General features: G+C 69.7%; 23 protein-coding genes and 2 pseudogenes. 17 read left to right on the plus strand and 8 right to left on the minus strand.

Annotated features, from left to right (window positions below):
• Positions 1-40: 40 nt before the first annotated feature.
• A complete protein-coding gene (locus HD596_RS50205) occupies positions 41-334 on the minus strand; it encodes a Fe-S cluster assembly protein HesB (RefSeq protein WP_185076363.1) in 294 nt (97 codons plus the stop codon).
• A gap of 249 nt (positions 335-583) precedes the next feature.
• Between HD596_RS50205 and HD596_RS50210 the strand changes: the two genes are divergently transcribed.
• Positions 584-1,231 carry a dehydrogenase gene (locus HD596_RS50210; protein ID WP_185076364.1) on the plus strand — a complete coding sequence of 216 codons (648 nt, stop codon included), beginning with the start codon at positions 584-586 and terminating at the stop codon, positions 1,229-1,231.
• Between the two features lie 227 nt (positions 1,232-1,458).
• Here HD596_RS50210 and HD596_RS50215 read toward each other — a convergent pair whose 3' ends face one another.
• On the minus strand, positions 1,459-2,133 hold the full coding sequence (locus HD596_RS50215) for a GntR family transcriptional regulator (protein ID WP_185076365.1): 675 nt from the start codon (positions 2,131-2,133) through the stop codon (positions 1,459-1,461).
• A 106-nt stretch (positions 2,134-2,239) separates the two neighbouring features.
• On the opposite strand from HD596_RS50215, the gene HD596_RS50220 reads away from it, so the two are divergent.
• The 6 genes from HD596_RS50220 (at position 2,240) to HD596_RS50245 (ending at position 8,563) form a co-directional block, all read left to right on the plus strand.
• Positions 2,240-3,298: a sugar ABC transporter substrate-binding protein gene (locus tag HD596_RS50220; protein WP_185076366.1), complete on the plus strand. Its 1,059-nt coding sequence runs from the start codon at positions 2,240-2,242 to the stop codon at positions 3,296-3,298.
• A gap of 29 nt (positions 3,299-3,327) precedes the next feature.
• Positions 3,328-4,413: a mandelate racemase/muconate lactonizing enzyme family protein gene (locus tag HD596_RS50225; protein ID WP_185076367.1), complete on the plus strand. Its 1,086-nt coding sequence runs from the start codon at positions 3,328-3,330 to the stop codon at positions 4,411-4,413.
• On the plus strand, positions 4,410-5,480 hold the full coding sequence (locus HD596_RS50230) for an ABC transporter permease (RefSeq protein ID WP_221519975.1): 1,071 nt from the start codon (positions 4,410-4,412) through the stop codon (positions 5,478-5,480). The genes HD596_RS50225 and HD596_RS50230 overlap by 4 nt, the downstream gene beginning before the upstream one ends.
• Complete coding sequence (locus HD596_RS50235; RefSeq protein WP_185076368.1) at positions 5,477-6,475, plus strand: ABC transporter permease; 999 nt, start codon at positions 5,477-5,479, stop codon at positions 6,473-6,475. Before HD596_RS50230 ends, HD596_RS50235 begins: the two co-directional genes overlap by 4 nt.
• Entirely contained in the window at positions 6,472-7,992 is a 1,521-nt protein-coding gene (locus HD596_RS50240; protein WP_185076369.1) for a sugar ABC transporter ATP-binding protein, read from the plus strand. Before HD596_RS50235 ends, HD596_RS50240 begins: the two co-directional genes overlap by 4 nt.
• Positions 7,993-8,083: 91 nt before the next feature.
• Complete coding sequence (locus HD596_RS50245) at positions 8,084-8,563, plus strand: DUF2218 domain-containing protein (RefSeq protein WP_185076370.1); 480 nt, start codon at positions 8,084-8,086, stop codon at positions 8,561-8,563.
• A 19-nt stretch (positions 8,564-8,582) separates the two neighbouring features.
• On the opposite strand, the gene HD596_RS50250 is transcribed toward HD596_RS50245, so the two are convergent.
• The 4 genes and pseudogenes from HD596_RS50250 to HD596_RS50260 form a co-directional block, all read right to left on the minus strand.
• Positions 8,583-9,161, minus strand: a complete 579-nt coding sequence (locus HD596_RS50250) for a TetR/AcrR family transcriptional regulator (RefSeq protein WP_185076371.1) — start codon at positions 9,159-9,161, stop codon at positions 8,583-8,585.
• Positions 9,162-9,214: 53 nt separating this feature from the next.
• The gene (locus HD596_RS50255; protein ID WP_185076372.1) at positions 9,215-9,427 is read right to left on the minus strand and encodes a DUF3459 domain-containing protein; all 213 of its coding nucleotides are present in this window, start codon (positions 9,425-9,427) and stop codon (positions 9,215-9,217) included.
• Between the two features lie 45 nt (positions 9,428-9,472).
• Positions 9,473-9,820 carry an alpha-amylase family glycosyl hydrolase gene (locus tag HD596_RS66225; protein ID WP_446685867.1) on the minus strand — a complete coding sequence of 116 codons (348 nt, stop codon included), beginning with the start codon at positions 9,818-9,820 and terminating at the stop codon, positions 9,473-9,475.
• A pseudogene (locus HD596_RS50260) lies at positions 9,813-10,076 on the minus strand (alpha-amylase family glycosyl hydrolase); the annotation flags it as partial. The gene HD596_RS66225 and the pseudogene HD596_RS50260, both read right to left, overlap by 8 nt.
• Positions 10,077-10,154: 78 nt before the next feature.
• Here HD596_RS50260 and HD596_RS50265 point away from each other — a divergent pair.
• From HD596_RS50265 to HD596_RS50285, 6 genes and pseudogenes are all read left to right on the plus strand, one after another.
• Positions 10,155-10,553, plus strand: a complete 399-nt coding sequence (locus HD596_RS50265) for a gluconokinase (protein ID WP_246555434.1) — start codon at positions 10,155-10,157, stop codon at positions 10,551-10,553.
• Positions 10,554-10,810: 257 nt separating this feature from the next.
• Complete coding sequence (locus HD596_RS50270) at positions 10,811-12,334, plus strand: right-handed parallel beta-helix repeat-containing protein (protein WP_185076374.1); 1,524 nt, start codon at positions 10,811-10,813, stop codon at positions 12,332-12,334.
• On the plus strand, positions 12,331-14,667 hold the full coding sequence (locus tag HD596_RS50275) for a carbohydrate-binding protein (protein WP_221519976.1): 2,337 nt from the start codon (positions 12,331-12,333) through the stop codon (positions 14,665-14,667). The genes HD596_RS50270 and HD596_RS50275 overlap by 4 nt, the downstream gene beginning before the upstream one ends.
• Before the next feature lie 42 nt (positions 14,668-14,709).
• Positions 14,710-14,988 (plus strand): annotated as a pseudogene (locus tag HD596_RS66035) (hypothetical protein); the annotation flags it as partial.
• A 41-nt stretch (positions 14,989-15,029) separates the two neighbouring features.
• Entirely contained in the window at positions 15,030-15,392 is a 363-nt protein-coding gene (locus HD596_RS50280) for a nuclear transport factor 2 family protein (RefSeq protein WP_185076375.1), read from the plus strand.
• Between the two features lie 312 nt (positions 15,393-15,704).
• Entirely contained in the window at positions 15,705-16,070 is a 366-nt protein-coding gene (locus tag HD596_RS50285; protein WP_185076376.1) for a hypothetical protein, read from the plus strand.
• Here HD596_RS50285 and HD596_RS50290 read toward each other — a convergent pair.
• Positions 16,063-16,665, minus strand: coding sequence for a TetR/AcrR family transcriptional regulator (locus HD596_RS50290; RefSeq protein ID WP_185076377.1), 603 nt, complete (start codon positions 16,663-16,665; stop codon positions 16,063-16,065). The two genes, HD596_RS50285 and HD596_RS50290, sit on opposite strands and share 8 nt — an antisense overlap.
• An 82-nt stretch (positions 16,666-16,747) precedes the next feature.
• On the opposite strand from HD596_RS50290, the gene HD596_RS50295 reads away from it, so the two are divergent.
• The 3 genes from HD596_RS50295 (at position 16,748) to HD596_RS50305 (ending at position 20,493) form a co-directional block, all read left to right on the plus strand.
• Entirely contained in the window at positions 16,748-17,746 is a 999-nt protein-coding gene (locus HD596_RS50295) for an SDR family NAD(P)-dependent oxidoreductase (protein ID WP_185076378.1), read from the plus strand.
• Between the two features lie 345 nt (positions 17,747-18,091).
• Positions 18,092-18,397, plus strand: coding sequence for a glycosyl hydrolase 53 family protein (locus HD596_RS50300; RefSeq protein ID WP_221519977.1), 306 nt, complete (start codon positions 18,092-18,094; stop codon positions 18,395-18,397).
• Between the two features lie 173 nt (positions 18,398-18,570).
• Positions 18,571-20,493, plus strand: a complete 1,923-nt coding sequence (locus HD596_RS50305) for a sialidase family protein (RefSeq protein WP_185076380.1) — start codon at positions 18,571-18,573, stop codon at positions 20,491-20,493.
• A 58-nt stretch (positions 20,494-20,551) separates the two neighbouring features.
• On the opposite strand, the gene HD596_RS50310 is transcribed toward HD596_RS50305, so the two are convergent.
• Positions 20,552-21,490 (minus strand): dihydrodipicolinate synthase family protein, encoded by a 939-nt coding sequence (locus tag HD596_RS50310; protein ID WP_185076381.1) that lies wholly within the window; start codon positions 21,488-21,490, stop codon positions 20,552-20,554.
• Between the two features lie 183 nt (positions 21,491-21,673).
• Between HD596_RS50310 and HD596_RS50315 the strand changes: the two genes are divergently transcribed.
• Positions 21,674-22,360, plus strand: coding sequence for a FadR/GntR family transcriptional regulator (locus HD596_RS50315; RefSeq protein WP_185076382.1), 687 nt, complete (start codon positions 21,674-21,676; stop codon positions 22,358-22,360).
• Positions 22,361-22,644: the final 284 nt, after the last annotated feature.

Genomic DNA, 22,644 nt, shown 5'->3' on the forward strand with positions numbered 1-22,644 from the left:
GGCCGGCACGCGCGGCTCAGCGGCGATGTTGAACGGGAGATCATGCCGTTTGACGAAATATCCGGAAGATGGGCCCGTCTTCCTCAACGATCTCTGCGTCCAGGGTCTTGTCGTCCAGGAATGAGGCGGCGGTCGGTTCGAGGTACACCCGAACGCCCTCCGATTCGAGCACCTGATCGTCGGGGTGCGGTCCACCCGAGATCGACAGTTCCAGAGATGTGGCAGGACCGTCGTCCGACGACGATGCGATGCGCAGCCCGGTGTCCGGCGGCGTTTCCGGATGCGACGTCAGGTCGCGGATTGCGGCGACCGCGTCGGCGGTCAGCGTAAGCACGGTGACTCCTCAGTAGGCGAAACTCCGTGATCGTGCAAAGAGCAGTGGCAACTTTCCTTCTCTCATTCGCCCAGAGGTGCGTGCCCGAGCCGGGGCAGAAAATAACCCCAATAGAGGCATTAAGTCACCTATTTCCGGACAAACGTCCTGCGGTCGACAGAAGTCCTCTCTTGCGGACTTAAATGTCCCCATGTGAGGATATAAGTGGAACAGCGGATCGCCAGATTCGCGAGCTAGGAGGGAAGTTCCATGGTCGATCTTCCGAGTGGTCCGCTGGCCGAGGTGGACCTCGAATTCCAGAAGATGGCGCTGGAGACGGGCGGGCTCACGTTCGACCTGGCGGGGACCACGGTGCGGGAGAAGCTGCTGCAGGCCACCGCGCACGACATCTGCCGCGGCCATCTCGGGCTGGCCTTCACGATGCACATCACGGCCCTGAACATGCACGGCGTCCCCTACGCCGACATGCTCGCCCTGATCAGGTTCGTCGCCCCCTACGCCGGGTATCCGGCGGCGGCCGACGCGCTGGGCCGGGTGGCTCAGGTCGCCGCCGAACTGGGTCTGGACACCACCCCTGAGCCGAGCGGGGTGGCCGAAGGTTCACCCGGCGTCGCCTGGCCGGTGAGTGATCCGTGGATGGCCGAGTTCCTGGCCTCGCGTACCGGACGGGCCTGGTCGGAGGAGCGGCTGAGCGCCCGCGAGCGCGCGTTCGTCGCGCTGACCTCGCACATCGCCAGGAGTTCCTTCGGGGAGTCCTTCCACCGGCACGTCACGCTGGCTCTGCGGGTCGCCGGCCCCGGCGACGTCCGCGACGCCGTACGATTCACCGCCGAACTGGGCGTCACCGACGCGGCCGCCGCGCTGGAGGCACTGGAGGAGGTGCTGGCGGCGGCGTGATGTCGCCCGCACCGGTGCGCTTGGCGAAAGGCGCGCCCATATGACAGTTGCCACCTAGATTGGAGTGCCGTCAGACGCGTCTGACAGCGGTGGCCTTCGGCGCGATGTTGCTGCCCGGAGGTGCGGCACGCGCCGCTGATACGCCCTGCCGGTCGATGAGGAAGGCGGGGTGCACCAGCTCCTTCATGCGCCATCGACCCCTCCTTCCGTCGGCGGGCGGGCAGGTGTCAGTCGAATGCCGTCAGTTGTCGCTCACGCGCCGCACTCAGATGCCCCCGCATCGCCGCCTCGGCCGCGTCCGGGTCCCCGGCCCCGATGGCCGCGGCGACGCGTTGATGCTCCTCGATCGTCGTACCGGCGTGGGCGTAGGGGAAGTATCTCCGGTGCAGGTGAAGGTGGACATGCAGGCGCTCGAGCCCGTCCCGGAGGAGGGGGTTGCCCGACGCCTCGGCGATGAGGTCGTGGAAGCGGGCGTCGTGGGTGGTGAAGGCCGCGTGCCAGCGCCAGCCTCCGGGGTCGTCCGGCTCCTGGGCGATCGAGGTGGAGGCCTCCGCGATGATCGACTCGCGTTGCGCTGAGGTGGCCCGCTCGGCGGCCCATCGCACGGTGGCGGACTCCAGCAGCAGCCGCATCTCGAACAGGTGGTTGAACTCGGTACGGGTGAGCAGCGGGGTGACCGTGTAGCCCACGAGGGCGCGCTTGCGGACCAGCCCGTCGGACTCCAGGCGAGCCAGGGCCTCACGGATCGGCGTCTGGGACACCTCGAGCTCCCGGGCCAGCGCGTCGATGTTGACGCGGTCGTCGGGCTGCATGCTGTGCTCGAGGATGCGCACCCTGAGCACGTCGTAGACGTCGTCGCCGAGCGTCGACCGCCTGAGCCGGATCGGTTCGGTGGATGCCATCGGGCCAATCCTCCCACGGAGAAGGTCAGGCCTTGACGCCCTGACGAGCAGCCACTATACCTCCATGAAACATCCTATAGGATCTATGATTCTGAGAGGCGCGGTCATGAATCCACGATCACTGATCCGGCTCGGCGGGCTGGCTGCCGCCCTCGTGCTCGCCGCCACCGCCACCGCCGGTTGCACGAGGAAGAGCGACGACACGACGGCGGCCGGCGCGCCCACGCGGACGCCCGACCAGGTCAAGATCGCTCTGGTCCCCGGCGGGGCACATCCCTACTTCCAGCCGTGGAAGGACGCCGCCGCCAAGGCGAAGAGCGAGCTCGGCGTCGGCGACGTCACCTTCAACGAGACCTCCGACTGGGACCAGACCAAGCAGAACGACGTGCTGAAGTCCCTCGCCGCGCAGGGCTACAACGCCTTCGGCGTCTTCGGCGTCTCCCCGGAGAACATCAACGCCACCTTCGAGGACCTCAAGCGGCAGGGCTTCCCGGTCGCCTCGCTGGCGTCCTGCCCGGCCGGCGAGTCCGACAAGGCGGACTTCTGCCTGTCCACCGACGTGCAGCTGGCCGCCTACAAGGCGGCGCAGGCCGCGATCGAGGCCATGGGCGGTCAGGGCGACCTCGTGCACCTGACCGGCAACAAGGTGGACTCCAACACCCAGCGCCGCATCGCGGGGGTGCAGAAGGCGGTCGACGAGACCGGCGGGAAGGTCAAGCTCCTGCAGACCGTGACCGACGTGGACAAGGACCTGCAGACGGCGCAGAAGGCCGTCGCCGACCTCCTCGCCGCCAAGGGCGACCAGATCCAGGGCATCGTCAACACCGCCTACAACCCCGCGGTGGCCGCCGCGGAGGGCGTCGAGCGGGCCAAGCTGCCGATCAAGGTCGTCGCCATCGACGACGACAAGACCATTCTCGCCGGCCTCAGGAACGGCTCGGTCGCCGCGACCGTGCTGCAGAACCCGGCCGGCCAGGCGTCCGTCGGATCGTACGCGCTGATGAAGCTCGCGGGCGGCTGCACGATGGCGCAACCGGGAGTGATCATCGACTCCGGTTCCTTCGTCGTGACCAAGGACGACATCGACACCTACGACGCGGACCGCCAGGCGAAGACGGACGAGCTGAAGAAGGCGTTCGACAGCCGGTACCTGTCCTGCAAGTAGTCAGTCCCGCGAGCCCAGGAGGAGCCACTTTGCCCGCGATCATCCACGCGGAGGCGTATCTCGTCGACCTCGAGGTCGAGACCGTCCGCACGGACGCCGTCCAGTCGTTCATCAAGCAGGAGACCGTCTTCGTCGAGATCCGGACCGATGACGGCGGCGCCGGCACCGGTTATACGTACACGATCGGCACCGGCGGCACCGCCGTGCTCGCCCTGCTGCGCGACTACCTGTTGCCCAGGCTGGCGGGCGCGGACGCCCGCCGGGTGGAGGCCGTGTGGCACGACCTGTTCGCCGCGACCCGGGCGACCACGGTCGGCGCGATCACCTCTCTGGCCCTCGCGGCCGTCGACACGGCCCTGTGGGACTGGCGGTGCCGCGACGCCGGCCAGCCGCTGTGGATCCTCGCGGGTGGCGCGAAGGACCGCATCCCGCTGTACGACACCGAGGGCGGCTGGCTGCACCTCACCACCGAGGAGCTCATCGCCGGCGCCCGGGCCAGCCAGTCCGCGGGCTGGCCCGGCGTGAAGCTCAAGATCGGCCGCTCTCCGGTCGAGGACGCGGAGCGGCTGGCCGCCGTCCGCACGGCGGTCGGGCCCGGCTTCGACCTGATGCTGGACGCCAACCAGTCGCTCACCCCGGCGGAGGCCGTCAGGCGGGCCCGGCTCCTCGAACCGTCCGACCCCTACTGGTTCGAGGAGCCGCTGCCGGCCGACGACGTCGCCGGGCACCAGGCGCTGGCCGCGGCCGCCTCGATCCCCGTCGCGGTGGGCGAGTCGCTCTACTCCGTGGCGCAGTTCCGCGAGTACCTGCACCGGCAGGCGGCCGGCATCGTGCAGGTGGACGTGGCGCGCATCGGCGGCATCACGCCCTGGCTCAAGGTCGCGCACCTGGCCGAGGCGTACAACGTGCCGGTCTGTCCGCATTTCCTCATGGAGCTGCACGTGAGCCTCTGCTGCGCGGTCCCCAACAGCCGCTACCTGGAGCACATCCCCCAGCTCAGGGCGATCACCCGGCAGGAGATCGGGATCGCCGACGGGCACGCCCTGGCGCCGGCCTCCCCCGGGCTCGGCATCGAGTGGGACCGCGACGCGATCGACGACCGGAGAGTCGCGTGAGCACGCGGACGGCGACACCGCCGGAGATCCCCGCGGCGGGTCCGCCCGGACCGCGCGGGCCGTCGAGGATGCCGCTCTGGGCGAACCCGCGCCTCGGGCTGCTCATCCTGCTGATCGCGCTGGTCGCGATCTTCACCGTGCTGCGGCCGGCGTTCCTGGACACCACGCTCACGCTCGTGCCGCTGCAGTCGGACATCAGCGTGTACGCGGTGGTCGGCCTCTCCCAGCTGGCGGTCCTGTCGCTGGGCCACATGAACATGGCCGTCGGCCGGATGGCGGCGATGAGCGCGTTCGCCATGGGCCTGGCCTATGACCGGCTCGGCGTGTCGCTGGTCGTCGGCCTGGTGATCGGGCTGATCGTGGGCACGTTGCTCGGCGCGCTGGCCGGGCTGATCATCTCGCGTACCGGCGTCAACTCGTTCGTGGTCACGCTGGCGATGGACTTCGCCCTGGTGGGGCTCATCACCATCCTCTACACCAGGTTCACCGACGGCGTCGCCTTCGCCAGCCGGCCCGATGGCATGGACGCGCTGCGCAACGACACGTTCGCCGACTACTGCATGGGCGACCTGTGCGGCCCGCACATCCCGCTCGTCGCGCCGATCGCCCTCGTCGCGGTGCTGGCGGTGGGACTGCTGTTCCGCTTCGGCAGGCTGGGCCGGGAGATCCTGATGACCGGCGCCAGCGAGAAGGCGGCCGAGCTGTCCGGCATCCCCGTCCGGAGCCGGGTGGTGCAGGCCCACGCGCTCAGCGGGCTGCTGGCCGGGCTGGCCGGCTTCCTGCTCGCCGCGAACAACGGCGCGTTCTCGGCGCGCATCGGCGACGCGTTCCTGCTGCCTTCCTTCCTCGGCCCGGTGCTCGGCGGCACGCTGCTGGCCGGCGGCGCCGTCAGCGTGCTCGGCACGGTGCTGGGCGCGACGCTCACCCAGGTCATCTACAAGGGGCTGAACCTGCTGCAGTTCCAGCTCGACCAGCTCAATCTCTACATCGGCCTGGTGCTGCTCGGCGCGCTGTCGCTCGATCGGGTGCGCCACGTCGTCGCGGAACGAAGGAGGGCCCGGGCATGAGCACCGGCACCACGACGGCCGGCCGCGCCGGACTCGGCGGAAGCCTCAAGGAGGTCACCGCCCGGCCGGAGTTCACCCTCGCGGTGCTCGCGGCCGCCGGTTTCGTCGCGCTCGCCGTCGCCACGGACGGCAACCTGCTCTCGCGCGGCACGCTGGAGGCGTTCTTCCGCTTCCTCGCCGTCCCGATCGTCATCGGGCTCTCCCAGATGGTCGTGCTGGCCATCGGCCAGATGAACCTGTCGGTCGGCACGCTCACGGGCCTGTGCGCCATGGTCGCGGCATGGCTCATGCTCGAAGGCGGCCTGCCCGCCCCGCTGGCCGTGCTGGGCGCGCTCGGGGTCGGTCTCGCCGCCGGCCTGGTCAACGGGCTGCTCGTCGTGTTCACGCGGATCAACGGGTTCATCGTGACCCTCGCCACCATGACGATCATCGAGGGGCTGCGGTACGGGGTCAACGGCCCCGACACCTTCCAGGGGTACTCGCCATGGCTGCGCGGCCTCGGCACCGCCTCGGTGCTCGGGCTGCCGGTCGTCCTCGTCCTGGCTCTGGTGGTGGCCGCCCTGGTGGCCCTGTTCTTCGGCCGCGCGGTCGTGGGCCGGCAGTTGCTGGCGACCGGCGGCAGCCCGTTCGCCGCGCGGCTCTCCGGCATCTCCAACGATCGCTCGATCGTCATCGCGCACGGGCTCAGCGGCCTGCTCGCCGGCGTCGCCGCCGTCATCACGGTCGCCGCCTCCGGCTCCGTCAACTCCAGCATCGGCGACGACCTGCTGCTGCAGAGCTTCGCCGCGCCGATCATCGGCGGGGTGGCGCTCGCCGGCGGGGTGGTCAGCGTCGCCGGCACCTGCCTCGCGGCGTTCCTGGTCCGGCTGGTGGACGTCATGCAGGCACAGTTCGACATCAACCCGCGCTGGATCGACCTGATCGTCGGCGCGGTCGTCCTCGGTGCGGTGCTGCTCGGCACCGTACGCCAGAAGCTGTCCAAGGGGTCGTCATGATGCTCACCGCCGAGAACCTGGTGAAGACGTTCCCGGGGGTTCGCGCCCTGGACCGGGCCACCCTGCGGCTCGCCGCGGGCAGCGTGCACGCCCTGCTGGGCGAGAACGGCGCGGGCAAGAGCACGCTCATCAAGATCCTCACCGGCGTGCACCGGCCGGACGGCGGGCGGGTCGCGCTCGGCGCCGCCGAGCTGCACCTGAACGGGCCGCTCGACGCCCAGCGGGCCGGCATCGGCGTGGTGCACCAGGAGCGCAACCTGATCCCCGGGTTCTCCGTCGCCGAGAACATCCTGCTGCACCACCTGCCGCGGCGCCTCGGTCTCGTCGACCGGGCGCGGATGCGTGCCGAGGCCCGCCGCTGCCTCGGCCTGCTCGACCTGGACCTCGACCCGGACACCCCGGTCTCCCGGCTCTCCGTGGCGCAGGCGCAACTGGTCGAGATCGCCAAGGCGCTGAGCGTCGACAGCAAGGTGCTCCTGCTCGACGAGCCGACCGCGTCGCTCACCGGGGACGAGGCCGACCGGCTCTACGGGATCGTGCGCAAGCTGCGCGACAGCGGACACGCCGTCGTGCTGGTGAGCCACAAGCTGGAGGAGGTGTTCGCGGTCGCGGACACGGTCACCGTGCTGCGCGACGGGCGCAGCGTGGCCGAGGCCGAGCCGCTCGCCGCCTACACGCGGGACCAGATCGTCGACCTCATGGTCGGGCGGGCGTACTCCTCGGTCCGCCTCGCCGAGCGGCACGTCGACCCGGCGGCGCCACCGGCCCTGCGGCTGGACAAGGTGTGCACCGCGCGGGGCCACCGCGGCATCTCCCTGTCGGTGCGCCCGGGAGAGATCCTCGGGCTGTACGGCCTGGTCGGGGCCGGCCGCAGCGAGCTGGCCAAGGCGCTGCTCGGGCTCGACCGGATCACGTCGGGAACCGTGGAGGTGCGGGGCCGTCCGGTACGCATCCGCGATGTCGGCGAGGCGCTCCGCGCCCACCGCATCGGCTACGTGACCGAGAACCGCAAGGAAGAGGGCCTCTTCCTTGACCAGCCGATCACCCGCAACGTCGGCGTCACCGTGTGGCGGCGCCTGGCCAGGGCCGGGCTGGTGACCGATCGCGCGGAACGTCGCCTGGTGACCCGGTACGTCGACCGGCTGGGCATCCGGATCGCTTCGCCGTCCCAGCTCGCGGGCCAGCTCTCCGGCGGCAACCAGCAGAAGGTGAGCCTGGCGAAGTGGCTCGCCGCCGAATGCGAGATCCTCATCGTGGACGAGCCGACGGTCGGTATCGACGTACGTACCAAGGCGGCCTTCCACGAGCTGATCGCCGAGCTGGCCGGAGCCGGGCTGGCGCTGCTGCTGATCTCCTCGGACCTGCCGGAGATCGTCACTCTCGCCGACCGGATCGCGGTGATGAACGGCTTCGGCCTGCGCGGCGAGCTGGTCAACGACCACGACTACGCCCGGATGAGCCAGGCGATCATCCGGTTGATCCACGACGAACGGGTGCCCGGGGAGCGCCTGGAGTAAAGTCGCCGAGTTTTGCGATACATAACAGCTATGCCGCCACGCCACCCAGATCGGCCACGGCTTCCCCGCTCACCCCGGCCGCAACCGGCACATGGGCAGCGAGAGGCCAGAGAACATCCAGGCCGAGTGGTCGGACACCAGCGGGACGATCACCGTCGACGGGGGATCCTGCGTCCTGGAGGCCACTCCCGAGGCCCTGACATTACGGATCGAGGCCGAGGACGAGGACGGGATGCAGCGCCTCCAGACCCTCCTCACCAGGAACATCACCCGGATGGGCAGAAGGGACAGCCTGGCCGTGGCCTGGAACCGTACGGACGCGAACGCCGAGACGGCGCCCGCCACCGGGACGGCGCGCGTCGCGAAGGCCAGAGGCCGGCACACGGTGCTCGGTCTTGCGTTGGTCGCCGTCCTGGCGGTCGGCGTGCACGTGGGCCTGGCCGCAGGCATTCTGGCGATCCCGCATTGGGCTGGACTGGGCGCGGACGTCGTCCTGGTGGCCCTCCTGGTGAAGGTGGGTCTCGTGGCGACCCACGTCTGGCGCCGCCGCCCATCCGCCAGAGCCCGCTGAGACCGAGCCGGCGTCCGGCTCAGCGGGCCCGCAACCCGGCCAGAGTGAGTCCGACGAGCCTCTGGACAGCGGCTTCCGACGGAAGGGCGGCAGCCGCCTGAAGCGCGTGGAGGCAGAACGTGGCAAGCTCGTCCGCCGCCAGGTCGTCACGTATGACACCGGCCCGCGCGGCATCGGCCAGCGCATCGCGGAGCATGGCGTGCAGCTGCTGCCGGGCGTGGCCGGCGTCGTGCGATCGGTGCAGGAGCGTGACGAGGTCGGGGCTGAAACCGTGCCCTGCCATCTGCCGATGGATGAGCGCGTACGTCTCCAGCATGGCCTCGAGCCGCCGCCCGGCATCGCTCTCGCGCTCCCCCGCCCGCGCGAGGCGCTCCAGATGCCCGGCGACCTGGCGGTTGTGCCAGGCCAGCAGAATCGTCTCGACGTCGGGGAAGTATTTGTAGAGCGTGGCCCGGCCGATGCCGGTCTTCTCGGCGATCTGCGACATGGTCACCGCCAGCAGCCCCCGCTCACCCACCAGCTCCACTGTGGCGTCCAGGATCGCGTCATGCACGGTACGGCGGTGCGCCTCGATCGTCTCGTTCCACAGTTTGGGCACCCAGCCAGTGTACGAGGCGGCATGAGGGCCACATCTTGCCGGCGATCAACCACTCACCGCAGGAGCCGCGCTTCGAAAGGGGCGAGGGTGACCGCACCGGGCAGCGGGTCTCGCTCGCCGGCGGTCGGGTCCGAGGACCAGAGCGTGCTCCTGGAACCGGGAAAGGCGACCGTCTGGTCGCGGCCGGAGAGGTTCACCGCCACGACGACCGAGTCCTCGCCGTCGCCGCGGAGGTACGCGAGATGGTCCGCGTGGGCGGAGAGCACGGTGATGCCGCCCTGACGCAGCGCGGCCAGCTCTCGCCGGGAGCTTCAGGAGCTCCCGGACGAGGCAGAGGAGCGAGCGGGGGTCGAGCTCCTGGCTCTCGACGCTGAACCGTCCCGCCCAAGCGGGTATGGGCAGCCACGGCTCGACGCCGTCGGGCGTGACCCGGCGTGCGGCGGCGTCGCCTCCCAGGGCATGGGCATCCGCTGGGGGTCCCGGCCGAGCCTGAGGCCGGGCGCGCGGAGTTCGGCGCAGTCACGGGCGCGCCAGGCGTCGACCGGGGCGTCGGGGAGGCCGAGTTCGTCGCCGTAGTAGAGCGTCGGTGTTTTCGCGAGGTCCAGCCCCCGCGTGCCGAGGGCGGCGACGCGTTCGAGCTTGAGGTGGAGCTCACCCATCGCGCAGGCGGGCGTCCTTGATGAGCCGCCACACCGCGTCCACGCGGAACCCGTCGACCCCGCGGTCCAGCCAGAACCTCATGACCTCGAACATCGCCTGCCGGACGGCCGGGTCACGCCAGTTCAGGCTCGGCTGCTCGGGCAGGTGCGCGCGGTAGTAGTACTGCCCGGTCGGCTCGTGGAAGGTCCAGGCCGGGCCGCCGAAGGCGGAGGCCCAGTTGTTGGGCGGGCCGCCGTCCGGCTTCGGATCGTGCCAAACGCGATGGCGACGGGGACGGTGCGGGGCCGATCAGACCTCGGAAAGGGATTTCCGCTGCGACCACTTGTTGTAGTGATGGGCGTGTCCGGGGCCGGAAAGACCACCGTCGGCCGCTTGCTCGCCGAGCGGCTGGGGGTGCCTTTCCTCGACGGGGACGACCTTCATCCGCGGGCCAACGTGACCAAGATGGCTTCGGGCGTGCCGCTCACGGACGACGACCGCTTCCGGTGGCACGTCACGGTCGGAGCCGCTCTGGCCGGCTTACGGGCCGAAGGGGCGGGCGTCGCGTGCTCGGCACTCAAACGGAAGTATCGGGAGATCATCCGGGGTTCCGCGTGGACTGCACTCATGAGCCGGAGCGCGTGGTCGCGAACCTCGTGGAGGAAATTTTGGCGCGCGACTCCCACGTCCCGCCCGTCGAGGGGCGGGGCATCCGACCTCATCATCGGTTCTGTAACCGGTTTAACCGGATGATGTGCGTGTGCTTCTGCGGTGTCAACCGGGCGTTCTCGGTCGGGACGAAAGTTTCATGGGGCTGAGCACCGGTTGACGAGCACAAACGCTTTCCTGATCGCTGCTGGGTGAAGTTCGAACGTTGACAGGCTTCCCAGCTCATGGTCCCATCCCGCCGTGAGTAAACGGTTAAACATGAACCTTGCTTGATTTGCACCTCCGCCGTACCAGAGCGCGGCCCACCGGCCTCACTCCTTAGGCACCCCAAGGAGATCCCGATGCACCTCCCACCGCGGTGGCGAGCCCTTCGCCTGATCGCCGCCGCCTCAGCCGCCCTGGGCCTGAGCGCCGCGATCGCGCCCGGTACGGCCGCGGCGAGCAGCGCGGCAGCCGGGAACACCTACTACGTCGCCCCCAACGGCAACGACAACGCCGCGGGAACCCAGGCCGCCCCCTGGGCGTCCATCGCCCACGCGCAGGCCGTCGTCACGGCAGGTGACACGGTTTACCTCCGCGGCGGAACCTACGCCTACACCCGTGCGAACTCGGCCTGCGCCAGCCAGACGGCCCGGGTCGACGCGATCACCCTGAACAGGAGCGGCGCCCCCGGCAACCCGATCCGCTACTGGGCCTACCCGGGCGAGAAGCCGGTCTTCGACTTCTCGCGCATGAGGGACGACTGCCGGATCAAGGGCTTCGACGTCACCGGCAACTGGATCCATCTCAAAGGGCTGGAAGTCACCGGTGTGCCGCAGAACAACAACCTCAACCACGAGTCGTGGGGCATCTGGATCTCCGGCAGCAACAACACCTTCGAGCTGATCGACACCCATCACCACATGGGGCCCGGTCTGTTCATCCAGAACGGCGGCGGCAACCTCGTCCTCAACACGGACTCGCACGACAACTACGACCTGCGCTCCTCCAACGGTGCCGGGGAAAGCGCCGACGGCTTCGGCGCACACATCCCAGCGGGCAACGCCGGGAACGTGTTCCGCGGCTGCCGCGCGTGGTGGAACGCCGACGACGGGTTCGACCTCATCAGCGCCTACTCGTCCGTGATCATCGAGAACTCCTGGGCCTGGCGCAACGGGTACGTGCCGGGGACCACCACGGGCGCGGGCAACGGCAACGGTTTCAAGGCCGGCGGCTACGGCGGCGACTACGACCCCGGCGCCGTCAAGCACACCGTCCGGACCTCGGTGGCCTTCCTCAACAAGGCCGCAGGCTTCTACGCCAACCACCACCCGATCGCCAACGACTACTTCAACAACACCAGCTACGGCAACCACCCCGACTTCAACATGCTCGGGGTCGATTCCGGCGGCGCCGCCGTCGGGCGGGGCAATCTGCGCAACAACCTCGCCTACACCGGCACCCTGACGTCCAACATGAACGGCACGAATGCCGCGTACAACTCCTGGCACCTCGGCGTCACGCTGACCGACTCCCAGTTCCAGAGCGTGTCGACGTCCGGCTGGGACGCTCCCCGCCAGGCCGACGGCAGCCTGCCCGCCCTGCCCCACCTCCGCCTCGCCGCGAACAGCACCCTGATCGACAAGGGCACGTCTGTCGGCCTGCCCTACAAGGGATCGGCGCCGGACCTCGGCGCCTTCGAGCAGTCCGCCGGCACGCCACCGGCGGTGCGCCACGAAGCGGAGAGCGCACCCGCGGTGTGCCCAGGCACCATCGATGCCGACCACGGCTCCCGCTGCGGCCACCCGATCGGGCGGACAGCCAGGCCCGCCCCCGCCCTATCGCCGGGCCACCGATCACTTCTGGACACAAGGGAGGCATCATGACATGTACGTTACGTACGGCTCTGAAGCGAGGGTGGTTACTCGTCGCCGCATCGGTGGTCGTGTCGGTGGTCCCGACCGCTCACCTCGCCGCGGCGGAGTCCTCCAGTGGCGCGGCCGATCCACTCGCGGGGCTCTACGACCAGGTCTCCCGATACTCCGCCGCCGACTATACGGCCGACTCCTGGGCGTCGTTCTCGTCGACCAGGAACGCGGCGGCAACAGCGATCCAACGAGGGGACACGGAGCGTGCCGCCGCGCAGGCGGAACTCCAGGGCGCCGCCGACGGACTGGTGATGGTCCGCGGCCTCAAGAGACTGGTCGCCGACTACAGGACACGCGTACCGGCCGCGTACACCGCTGACTCCTGGGCCCCCTTCGCCAAGGCGTTGACCACAGCGGCCGTCGTCGCCGCCGACGCATCGGCGACCAAGCCGGAGGTCGCCGCCGCCAAGACGGAGCTGACGAGCGCCGCCGCGAAGCTGGTGGCAGCCGATGAGGGGACGTTCCAGACCATCACGAACAACACCTTCTGGAACGACACCAACGGCAACCCCATCTACTCGCAGGGCGGAGGCGTCTTCAAGTTCGGCGACACCTACTACTGGTACGGCGTGCACTACGCGGGCGCCGAACTCTACCGGGCCAATCCGACGAGGAAGTACGACAGCGACGTCACGTTCGTCTCGATCCCGGTGTACTCGTCGAAGGACCTGGTGAACTGGAAATTCGAGAACAATGTCGCCACGAGCTCCACGGCCCCCTTCGCCAACGGCGGCTGGGTGGGGCGCCTCGGCGTTTCGTACAACGAGAACACCGGCAAGTACGTGCTGGTCGTGCAGGGGCCGGGCGGGGTCGTGTTCCTGCGGGGTGACTCGCCGACCGACACCTTCGACCACGCCTACACCCAGGCCCAGATCGTCAACTCGCCGACACCGGGCACCGGAGATCAGACGGTCTTCACCGACGACGACGGGAAGGACTACCTGATCTTCTCCAACGCCTCGGGACGCGCCAACGCCTTCGTCGCCAAGCTCAGCGAGTCCGACTCGCTGCGGGTGGAGCCCGCGGTGCGGATCGGTTACAACTCCGCCGGTCGCGAGGGCAACGCCATGTTCAAGCTTGACGGCAAGTACTACCACGCCTCATCGGACCTGCACGGCTGGAACAGCTCGGTGACGCACGTCATCGAGTCGACCACCAGCAATATTCAGGGTGCCTACACCGGGGAGTACACGCTCCCCGGTACCGAGATGGACTACAGCCACGTGACCCAGACCGGGTTCTTCGTGACGGTCAAGGGAACCAAGCAGACCACGGTGATCTTCGCCGGTGACCGCTGGGCCGACTTCGCCTGGAACGGTATCGGGTACAACCAGTGGATGCCGGTGACCAAGACCGGCGCGCGGCCCCAGTTCCACTCGGTGAGCCAGTGGCAGTTCAACGCCACGACCGGAGAGTGGCGCGTCGGGCCGGCGAACAACTACGTACTCAACCCCAATTTCCAGGCTGACCGGGTCATCGTCCCGCAGGTGCAGGGGTGGACCAACTTCCGCGAGTCGGGGCCGAGCTCCATGGTGACCAACGTCAACGGCGGTGCGAACGGATCCCGCTTCGCGCTGCAGATCGGCGCCGCGGAGGCCTACGCGGGTGGCGTGCGGCAACAGATCACTGTGCCGGCCGGCACGTACGGGCTGTCCCTGTTCGCCAAGACCGCGGGTTCGCTCAGCGCCGCCCAAGTGACGGTCACCGACCCCGGCGGCACCTCGCGCACGCTCAACGTCCCGGCATCGAGCGGCTGGACCCGGCGTGAGCTCGCGGGCATCCCGCTGTCCGCCGGTACCGCCACCGTCACCATCCGAGCGGCGTCCGGCAACGGACACCTCCTCGTCGACGACCTCGCACTCGTCAGGACGTCCGGCGACACGCCACCGACGGGGCAGCGTTACGAGGCGGAGACCACGCCGGCGGTCTGCCAGGGCACGATCGATTCCGATCGAGCCGGCTTCTCCGGCAGCGGTTTCTGCAACGGCACCGCAGCTGTGGGCGCCTACGCCCAGTTCACGGTGAACGCGTCGGCGGCCGGCACGGCCACGGTCGGGATCCGGTTCGCCAACGGCGCCAGCAGCGGCGCGGCACGGCCGGCGAGCCTGGTGGTCAACGGATCCACGGTGGGGACGGTTCCGTTCGAGTCCACCGGCGCCTGGACGACGTGGGTCACCAAGACAGTGACCGTTCCGCTGAACGCCGGCGGCAACACCATCCGACTGGAGCCGACCACGGCGGCCGGACTTCCCAACGTCGACTACCTCGACGTCGGCGCCACGGCCGCCTGAACAACCGCGCCCCGGCACAGGTGCCTTCAGGCCGACGACGGCGACACCGCCACCCGCTGGTGCACCGCCGACGGCAGGACCGGTCACTGGTGGCAGGTCGATCTCGGGAAGCACGGCGGCGTCGACCGGCACGGAAGTGCGCCGGAAGTTCACCCGCAACCACAGGTACCACGTCTCGGTCTCCACCGATGGCTCGGGCTTGGACGCGGATGGCTGATCGGACGGCGAGCACGACCGCGGCCCAGCTGCGGAGCGACACCTTCGCCCGCGACCGCCCGGTACGTCTCCAGAAAGGGTTGCATCTTGCCCGTGGCCACGTAACGTCCCGAGCAGCGGCCCTCGCCACGGGAGGAGAGATCGGCATGTCCGACGATGAGGCGCGGCGCGTTTTCCAGGTGGTCGACTCGTTCGAGCCCGGCAAGTTCGTGCAGTTGCTGGCGGAGGACGCCAGGATGGTGTTCGGCAATGCCGATCCCATGGTGGGACGCGACGCCATCGCCGAGGGGCTGCGGACGTTCTTCGCCACCATCGCGGGCCTCGCACACAGGATCGTCAGAACGTGGCAGGTCGACGGCGACACCATCGCCGAGACCGAGGTGACATACCGGCGGCTCGACGGCAAGGACGTCAGGGTCGTGGCCGTGTCCATCTGGCATACCCGCGACGACGGTCTGATCTCGGACTACCGCATCTTCGTCGACCTGGCGCCCGTCTATGCGACGTAGAGCCACGTCTACTGCGGCGTAGGAAGACTGGCTTGCGGCCGGTTTCCGATCCTGGGCGAGTTCCACTACGGCCGCTGTCCGGCGGCCGAATGGCAAGAGGAACCGCGAAGGTTCGGGCCGGCGAGGTGACCGCGATCTGCGGCGTTTCGTGACCATGTGAGTCCGGCTGGGGTCGGCGTGGTGATGCGGATCGGGCCGTGGGGCACGGGGAATCACGCAACGGCGGTTTCCCGGACTGGGTGCTCAAGGCGGACTGCGTGCCGCAGACCGACGATCCCCGTCCGGGTTGACCCGTAAGTATGGGGGCCGGTGGTGGCGGTGCAGGCCAGCTGTTCTAGGGATCTTTCCGCGGCCGCTCGGCTGACCGGGCCAGTGATCGACCAGGTCGATGAGGTGGTGACGCCGTTCGACCAGGCCGTGTCGGCCCGGCCGTCCCGCGCGAAGATCAAGGCGGCTGAGGCGTTGCTCGAACGGGCCAAGGCGGGTGAGGCCCGGTCAATCCTCATCGTCTGTGTCGTCACCGTCAGGGTCACGCACCTGATCACCAGCTACACCGGCCTCGGCGTGGGGCCCGGGAGGCCCGGCAGGGGGCGCATCGAAACCCCAGCTCACAGACGATTTGGCGGCTCATCGCGCAGTTCTGAACGAATCATGGCTGGGGTGGACCGGGTCAGGTGACGGATTGCGCCACCAAGGCCATGGCCTGCCGCATGGCGTTCCGTACCTCGTCGGGTCCGTCGCCGCGCTGCAGCGCGGTCAGTGCGGATGCGCTGATCGCGCCCACCATCGCGCCGACCAGGGCGGAGGCGGTGATCGTGTCGAGTCTGTCGGGGAATGCCCGCTGCAGCGCCTGGGCCAGTTCGGTCTGCGCGGTGAGGTGACGCTGCAGCAGCCGGGCCTGCAGCGCCGGCACCGAGGCCGCCAGCCGTGCGCGAAGTGCCGCGAGCCCGCTGGGGAGGTCGCTGTCCCAGGCGTTGGCGATCATCTCGTCCATCGCTTGCACCAGCACTTCGGGTAGCCGTTCTCCGGCGCGGCGCTCGGCGATCGCCTGCAGTGCCAGATCGACGCGCACGTCGGCATTGGCCAGGAGCACATCCTCCTTGGCCTGGAAGTGGAGGAAGAAGGTGCGGGGGGAAACCTCCGCGGCGTCGGCGATCTCGGCCACGGTCACATGGTCGTAGCCCTTGTCCTCGAACAGGCGCACCGCCGCCTCGATCAGTGCCTGCCGGGTGCGCTGCTTCTTGCGCTCCCGCAGTCCGCGTTTCTCCGCCACGAGAGCAGCTTAGTTCATCTTGCAAATTTATGCATACTGTGAATCGATACATAGACTGCAGTCAACTGAAGGGCGATCATTCATGGGAAGTCTGGACCGACGCGTCGTCCTCATCACCGGAGCAGGGCGCGGGATCGGGCGGGAAGAGGCGCTGTTCTTCGCCGCCGAAGGAGCCAAGGTCGTTGTCAACGATCCCGGCGTCGCCGTCGACGGCACGGGCGGCGACGCCGGGGTGGCCGCGAAGGTCGTCGAAGAGATCACTGCCCGCGGCGGCCAGGCCGTGGCCAACACTGACAGCGTCACCGACTGGGACGGCGCCCGCCGCATGGTGGAGACGGCCCTGGAGTCCTTCGGCGACCTCCACATCGTGGTCAACAACGCGACCATCGAACGGAACATGGGCCTGACCGACCTCTCGGAGGAGGACTTCGACGACGTCGTGGCCGTCAAGCTGAAGGGCACCTTCGCGGTGACGCACTGGGCGGCCCGCCACTGGCGCGACCGGTATCAGGCAGGTGTCCACGCCGACCGCGCCGTGGTCAACACCTCCTCCGGCTCCGGGCTGCTCAACCCGCTGCCCACGCAGGTCTCCTACGCGGCAGGCAACGCCGGGGTCGCGGCGCTGACCACCGTGGCCGCCCTTGAGCTCGGCCGCTACGGCGTGCGGGTCAACTGCATCTCGCCCTCGATGGCCCGCACCCGCCTCACTCTCACCGTTCCAGGCATGAGCCAGGAACCGCCGACGGGCCGGTTCGACCCACTGCACCCAGCCGCCAGCGCGCCTGTTGCCGCCTACCTGGCCAGCGCAAGCTGCCCGCTCACCGGCCAGGTGCTGTCGGTGCGGGGTGGAACGGTCGCGGTCAACCACGGCTGGTCCCTCGGCGGCCACATCCACAAAGACGGGCTGTGGAGCGTGGCGGAACTGGCCGAGAAGGTGAAGGAGCTGCCGATGGACGACCCGTTCGACAAGCTTGCCCAGGCCCTGACCGGCGCACTCGGCACCGTCGGACGCGACCAACTCCAGGAGATGATCAACGCCCTGCTTGACCAGGGAGTCGACTCCGACGCGGCCTCCGCATGATGCGATGAGCCACATCCCGGACCGCCTGCTCAGTCACGCGGTCCGGGGACGGATGGGGGCCTGTTTCATAGGTGACCGCCTGTGGGGTGCACCGGCTGGATGACCGAGGCTGGTTGTGCTTTCCCATCCTCAGGCAGGCCGCCGGCGAGCAGTGCAGCCTGAGCCTCCTCACGCTGCTTTGCCGCGCTCGGTCAGCTCGTGGGCTGACGCCGTAGCAGGGATGTCTCTGCTGCGGGGACGTCGGACCGCGTCCCCGGAGCTGCGCTCGGCCACCCTGAGGGGGGTGGCGGCCCGGTTTGCGAGGCTTTGGCCCGTGACCGCCGTCTAACCTCCGCTCTGGTCGCCGTGCACCTCCTTGGCCAGGCCGACGTCGGCGATGGAGCGCTCGATGAGAGCCAGCTCCGTGACAACGGTCCCGTGCCTTACGGCGAGACACCCGAGGGCCAGCGGGACTTCCTGTACGAGCTGTTCGCCGGGCTGAAGGCCGTCAAGGACGGAGCCGTGATCGGTGACCTCTACTGGGATCCGGTCATGATCCCGGCCGACGGAGTCGGCTGGCAGGTCGGCGGCGACAACGTCGTCAGCAACACGACCCTGTTCGACTTCGAGGGCAAGGCGCTGCCGGCGCTCCAGGCCTACGCCGACAACTGACGGAACCCGCCCACTCGCCCGAGCCGGTACGCCGGCTCGGGCGAGTCCTCGTTCGACTCGCTCTCGCAGGTCGCCGCCTCTGGAGAACATTCTACGTTCACCGTCTATTTAAGATAGGACGTTGGACGTAGGATGTCCGCTCGTAACCTTCTCCTGTCAGGAAGGGCGAGGACATGCACGATGGCCATTCCCCCCAGGGCCGTGCCGGGCGTCGCTCCTGGCGCCGCCGGGCGGGCGCCGTACTGGTGCTTGCCGGCTTACTCGTCAGCGCGTTCGGCGCGCCGGCGACCGCGGCGCCGCCGGAAACCGTCGAGGCCGGCGCGACCGCCGGCACCGCACCGTTCGTGGACGAGCAGGTGCTCTACAAGCAGGGCGACTTCGGATACGGCTGCTTCCGGATCCCCGCCGTGGTGCGGGCCACGAACGGCATGCTCCTGGCGTTCGCCGAGGGACGGGTGAAGGACTGCGGCGACGACGAGGACATCGACCTCGTGCTGCGCCGTTCCGCCGACAGCGGGCGGACGTGGGGCCCGCTGCAGGTGGTCTCGGAGGGCAACGGCACCACCCACGGCAACCCGGTGCCGATCGTCGACGAGCGCACCGGGCGGATCGTGCTGGTGAGCACCCACAACGGTCCGGAGCCGTGCCCGAACGGCTGTGACCGCGACCCCTGGGTGCAGTTCAGTGACGACCACGGGGCGACCTGGTCGGCCGCCAGGGAGATGACCGAGGGCAAGCGCCCGGAGTGGAACTTCTGGTACGCCACCGGCCCGATGCACGGCATCCAGCTCAAGCGGGGCGCGCACGCCGGGCGGCTGGTCGTCGGGGCGAGTTTCGAGAGCTGGGACCGGGTCGGCAAGCACGTCTACGGCACCCACCTGCTCTACAGCGACGACAGCGGGGCGACGTGGAACATCGGCGCCGAGACCTCCCGCGACGACGGCACGGTCATCGCCCAGGAGGTCACCGTCGTCGAGCTGAACGACGGGCGGATCTACGCCTCGGCCCGCGAGCGCGGCACCGACGAGGGCAGCCGGGCGTACGCGACCAGCAGCGACGGCGGCCAGACGTGGGACGCCCCGTTCCGCACCAAGCCGGCACTGGCGACGACCGACGTCCAGGCATCGCTGCTGCGGTTCAGCGACGGGCGCATCCTGTTCTCCTCGCCGATGCACCCGGGCGCCCGGGAAGCGATGGGGATCCGGTCGTCCTACGACGAGGGGCGCCACTTCGAGACGTGGGACGAGGGCAAGGTCTTCTCCTGGGGCCCGTCGGCGTACTCGGACATGGTGCGTCTGGACGGCGACGAAGCGGCCCTGATGTACGAGGCCGGCAGCATTACGCCGTACGAGCAGATCCGCTTCGCCCGATTCAACGAGGCGTACCTGGACACGCCGAACGGCACCCCGCCCGGCATCCCCGGCCCCCCGGCGCCCGGCCCGACGACGCCGGACGCGTCGCCGTCCCGCAACCAGGCGTATGTCCGCGGTGGTGCGCAGACCACTGACGGGCGGTTCGGCGGCGGGCTGGCGCTGGACCGGGTGGACGACCGGGTCGAGGTGCCGTTCGACGACTCCATCGACCTCGGCGCGAAGGACTTCACGCTGACCTCCTGGATCCGGTATTCGGAGCAGACCGGCGCGCACACGATCCTCTGGTTCCACCGGGTGAACAGGGGCACCAACCCGCCGGCGCTGTGGCTGCGGGCCGAACCGGCGAGCAACCGCATCCGGGCGGTCCTGTCCGTCGACCGGTTCAACGTGACCGTGCAGTCGCCGGGCGCGTACAACGACGGGCAGTGGCACTTCGTCGTGCTCCAGCGCGTACGTGGCGAGCTCCGGCTCCTGGTGGACGGCGCAGAGGTCTCGTCGGCGGCGGCGCCGGCCGGTTCGGTGACCCTCGGCAAGGAGTTCGGGATCGAGGGAATCCACGTCGGGCAGCGGCTGGACGGTGCGGACCGCTTCCGCGGGACGCTGGACGAGGTACGCGTCTACCGGCGCGCCCTCGCCGACGCCGAGCTGGACCTGATCCGGCAGTGGAACCTCCCGGTCGGCGGCCGGCTCGGGCTGCGGCTGCCGTTCGATCAGGTCAGCTGAGGCTTCGGTGATGGCGCTCGCGGGCTCCGCGGGCGCCATCACTGCGGCGGAGGACGTCCTACGTCCCTTCGCCTGGGAAGAGCTCGGGCAGTTGGGCCCGGGCCAGCGGCCTGAGCCGTACGGCGAGCGCGGCGTCGACCGACTCGTACGGCCACCGCACCCGAGTGCCGATGTCGGCCCAGTCGCCGAGGTGGGCCAGGAACTTGTCCAGCGCCGGGTTGGCGTACCCGCCGCGCTGGAGCGGCTGGACGTGGGCGGCGAAGAACTCGTGGATCCGTCGCTCCACGTCGAGCGCGGCATCGGGCTGCGCGGCCATCATCCGCTGCCATGCCATGGCGCCGGCCGGGCTGAGGGCGGCGATGTTCGAGTAGGAGCCGGCGGCGCCGTGCCGCCGCCCGGAAGCCAGGTCGTGGCCGGCGACGAAGACGGCGAGGCCGGCCGCGTGGCGCCGCATCTCCGCGTACCACCGCGCGTCGCCGCCGGCCACCTTGATCCCGATGACCGCGGGAACCTCGCTGCGGATCACCGGATACAGGTCGGCCGGCACCTGCGTCTTGGCGTGCGGCGGGTTGTACAGCACGAGCGGCACCGGGTCGGCGGCGGCCGCGACGCGGGCCAGGAAGCGCACCACCTCGCCGCGCGACAGCGGCAACCAGTCCGGCAGCGTCACCTGGATCGCACCGGGCCGGAGCGCCCGCGCGCGGGTCACCCGGGCCAGGCAGGTCTGCGCGCTCATGTGGCCGGCGCCGATCTGGTACGGGAGCCCGTGCCGTTCGCACCGCTCCGCCATCAGCGCGTTGACGCGGTCGTACTCGTCCTCATCGAGCGCGTGGAACTCGCCCGCGGTGCCGTGCGCGTACAGGCCGTCGAGCCCCGCGGTGACGAGCACGTCCAGCGCCGCCCCAAGGCGGGGCCAGTCGATCGACTCGTCGTCCCGGATGGGCAGCAGGACCGTGCCCCAGGTGCCGCCGAGCGACCCCGGCGTCAAGGGCTCCACGGCGCCCCGCCATCCGTTCGGTACACGTAGAACATCCTATGTCCCGGATGTGCGCGCGAACAGGCCATGTCCGGCCGGGGAGCCATCTGTGTCGTCGGCGTAAACTTTCCTGGACCGGGCTGGCCTTCCGGGACCGAGAGGTGGGACCTTTGACGCAGGGTCTTCGACGAGCCTGGGGGTGACATGCGTACACGTGACGACGCGTCACTTCAGGAGCGCATCGTCGCCCTGATCCACGAGCGCGGGCTGGCCCCCGGGTCGCCGATGCCGACCGAAGTGCAATTGATGGAGCTGCTCGGGACGAGCCGCAACAGCGTGCGCGAGGCCGTGCGGGCCCTGCAGGCGTTGGGGATCGTCGAGATCCGGCACGGACATGGGACGTTCGTCGGGCACGCGCCGCTCGACGCGCTGACCCCGTCGTTCGCCTTCCGGGTGCGTTCGGGGCCGGGCGGGATCCGCGCGCTGCACGATCTGGTCGAGGTCCGCGAACTGCTCGAGACCGGGCTGATCGGCCAGGTGGCTCAGAGCACCAGCGCCCCCCGGCTCGCCGCGTTGGAGGCCCTGGCCAATGGCATGGACCGGGACCGGGAAGCCGATCGGGCGTTCCACGCGCTGCTGTACGACTCGTGCGGCAACGAGCTGGTGCTGCAGCTGATCGGCCTGTTCTGGGACGTCTACCACGAGGTCGAGCCGACGCTCGGCCCCCCGGAGGAGCGGACCGCCGAGATCGCCGTCAACCACCGCCGGATCGTGGCGGCACTTCGCGCTCGGGACGCCGAGGCCGCCCGGGAGGCGATGCGGCTGCACTTCCGCGACGTCAAGGCGCGCATCGCGCGGGCGGCGTCCCAACCGGCACCCGCGCCGACCTGACCCCTGGGGCCGGCGGAAGGCGGCGCTGCTCGTGCCGGAGAGCGACGCGCCGGTGGGATGCGGGAAGCCCGGCACCGCTCGTAGGAGCCTCCTGGACGTGCTCAGGAGGGGGGCGGGACAGGGTCTCAAGGCTCCGGGCGACGCCGGACTCCTACTTGAGGAGCTGCCGGGCCATCACCAGGCGCTGGATCTGGTTGGCGCCCTCGTAGATCTGAGTGATCTCCGATGTCCTACGCGGCTACCGGCGAAAAATCTGTCAATCAGAAGCCTGACCAGGGATTACT

Source organism: Nonomuraea jabiensis, from assembly GCF_014204795.1.
GTDB lineage: Bacteria > Actinomycetota > Actinomycetes > Streptosporangiales > Streptosporangiaceae > Nonomuraea > Nonomuraea jabiensis.

Bases quoted from the DNA above. Each gene is read 5' to 3' on its own strand.
- HD596_RS50220 (WP_185076366.1), top strand. From the start codon at position 2,240: ATGAATCCACGATCACTGATCCGGCTCGGCGGGCTGGCTGCCGCCCTC.
- HD596_RS50245 (WP_185076370.1), top strand. From the start codon at position 8,084: ATGGGCAGCGAGAGGCCAGAGAACATCCAGGCCGAGTGGTCGGACACC.
- HD596_RS66225 (WP_446685867.1), bottom strand. From the start codon at position 9,820: ATGGGTGAGCTCCACCTCAAGCTCGAACGCGTCGCCGCCCTCGGCACG.
- HD596_RS50295 (WP_185076378.1), top strand. From the start codon at position 16,748: ATGGGAAGTCTGGACCGACGCGTCGTCCTCATCACCGGAGCAGGGCGC.
- HD596_RS50280 (WP_185076375.1), top strand. From the start codon at position 15,030: ATGTCCGACGATGAGGCGCGGCGCGTTTTCCAGGTGGTCGACTCGTTC.
- HD596_RS50210 (WP_185076364.1), top strand. From the start codon at position 584: ATGGTCGATCTTCCGAGTGGTCCGCTGGCCGAGGTGGACCTCGAATTC.
- HD596_RS50235 (WP_185076368.1), top strand. From the start codon at position 5,477: ATGAGCACCGGCACCACGACGGCCGGCCGCGCCGGACTCGGCGGAAGC.
- HD596_RS50305 (WP_185076380.1), top strand. From the start codon at position 18,571: ATGCACGATGGCCATTCCCCCCAGGGCCGTGCCGGGCGTCGCTCCTGG.
- HD596_RS50315 (WP_185076382.1), top strand. From the start codon at position 21,674: ATGCGTACACGTGACGACGCGTCACTTCAGGAGCGCATCGTCGCCCTG.
- HD596_RS50265 (WP_246555434.1), top strand. From the start codon at position 10,155: ATGGGCGTGTCCGGGGCCGGAAAGACCACCGTCGGCCGCTTGCTCGCC.
- HD596_RS50270 (WP_185076374.1), top strand. From the start codon at position 10,811: ATGCACCTCCCACCGCGGTGGCGAGCCCTTCGCCTGATCGCCGCCGCC.
- HD596_RS50240 (WP_185076369.1), top strand. From the start codon at position 6,472: ATGATGCTCACCGCCGAGAACCTGGTGAAGACGTTCCCGGGGGTTCGC.
- HD596_RS50275 (WP_221519976.1), top strand. From the start codon at position 12,331: ATGACATGTACGTTACGTACGGCTCTGAAGCGAGGGTGGTTACTCGTC.
- HD596_RS50215 (WP_185076365.1), bottom strand. From the start codon at position 2,133: ATGGCATCCACCGAACCGATCCGGCTCAGGCGGTCGACGCTCGGCGAC.